The sequence below is a fragment of the Actinomycetospora endophytica genome (assembly GCF_021026375.1).
Taxonomy (GTDB): Bacteria; Actinomycetota; Actinomycetes; order Mycobacteriales; family Pseudonocardiaceae; genus Actinomycetospora; species Actinomycetospora endophytica.
Genome location: NZ_JAJNDB010000017.1, coordinates 1 through 1,349, shown reverse-complemented (window position 1 = coordinate 1,349; position 1,349 = coordinate 1). Strand labels below are relative to the sequence as shown.

General features: G+C 67.3%; 1 protein-coding gene. It reads right to left on the bottom strand.

Translation table 11 applies throughout. From position 1 onward, the window contains the following. Positions 1–16 precede the first annotated feature (16 nt). Positions 17–1,282 (bottom strand): IS256 family transposase, encoded by a 1,266-nt coding sequence (locus LQ327_RS33470; protein WP_230741108.1) that lies wholly within the window; start codon positions 1,280–1,282, stop codon positions 17–19. Positions 1,283–1,349: the final 67 nt, after the last annotated feature.

Sequence of the window (1,349 nt, the reverse complement as noted above, 5' to 3'; positions counted from 1 at the left end):
AATTGGCGTTGATGGGTCAGTAGGTGCTTGACGGGACGATACGGCCGGGGAACGTGATGGCGAAGGCGTTGAGGGCGGGTTTCCAGCGCAACGTCCAACGGGTTCGGCCCTTGCCGGTGGGGTCGAGGGATCTGGTGACCAGGTAGAGGCACTTCAGCGCGGCCTGCTCAGTCGGGAAGTGCCCGCGGGCTTTCGCCGCCCTCCGGTAGCGGGCGTTGAGCGACTCGATCGCGTTGGTCGAGCAGATGACCCGCCGGATTTCCACGTCGTAGTCCAGGAACGGCACGAACTCCGACCATGCCGAGCGCCAGAGCGTGACGATGGCGGGGTAGAGCGCACCCCACTTGCCGGTGAACTCGTCGAACCGGTCAGCCGCGGCGGCCTCGGTGGGTGCGGTGTAGACCGGCCGCAGGTCCTTGGCCATCTGCTCCCAGTAGCGGCGGCTGGCGTAGCGGAACGTGTTGCGGATCAGGTGCAGGACACAGGCCTGCACCAGCGCCGCGGGCCAGGCGGTGTTGATCGCTGCGGGTAGCCCGGCCAGCCCGTCGCAGACCACGATGCACACGTCGCCGACGCCGCGGTTCTTGATCTCGGTCAACACCTGCAGCCAGTACTTCGCGCCCTCACCACCCTCGCCGGCCCAGATCCCCAGCACGTCACGTCGACCATCGACGGTCACGCCGATGACCACATAGAACGGCCGGTTGGTGACTTGGCCGTCGCGGACCTTGAGGTAGATGGCGTCGACGAACAAGACCGGGTAGACCGCATCGAGGGGCCGGTTCTGCCACTCGGTGAGCTCCTCGAGGACCTTGTCGGTGATCCTGGAGATGGTGTCCTTAGAGACCTTGGCCCCGTAGACCTCGTCGAAGTGCGCCGCGACCTCCCCGGTGGTCAGGCCGCGAGCGGTCAGTGACAGCACGATCTCGTCGATCCCGTCCAGGCGGCGCTGACGCTTGCGCACGATCACCGGCTCGAAGCTGGCGTCCCGGTCGCGGGGGACCTCGATCTCCACCGGACCGATCTCGGTGAGCACGGTCTTGGTCCTTGTTCCGTTGCGGGAGTTGCCGCCGTCGCGGCCCGCCGCGGCGTGCTTGTCGTAGCCCAGGTGCTCGCTCATCTCCGCGTCCAGCGCGGTCTCGAGCACGGTCTTGGTCAGCCCGGTCAGTAGCCCGCCGGGACCGAGGAGCTCGACCCCTTCCGCGCGGGCCGCCGCTACCAGGTCCTGAGCGAGTTGCTGCTGATCGATCCGAGCCGGCACAGGCTCGATCGTGTCGGTCATGACTGGTCCTTCCCCCGGGACACGCCCGGAGCCAGAAGGCCAGTTACACCGTCAGTCGGACACTCCC

Bases quoted from the DNA above. Each gene is read 5' to 3' on its own strand.
- LQ327_RS33470 (WP_230741108.1), bottom strand. From the start codon at position 1,282: ATGACCGACACGATCGAGCCTGTGCCGGCTCGGATCGATCAGCAGCAA.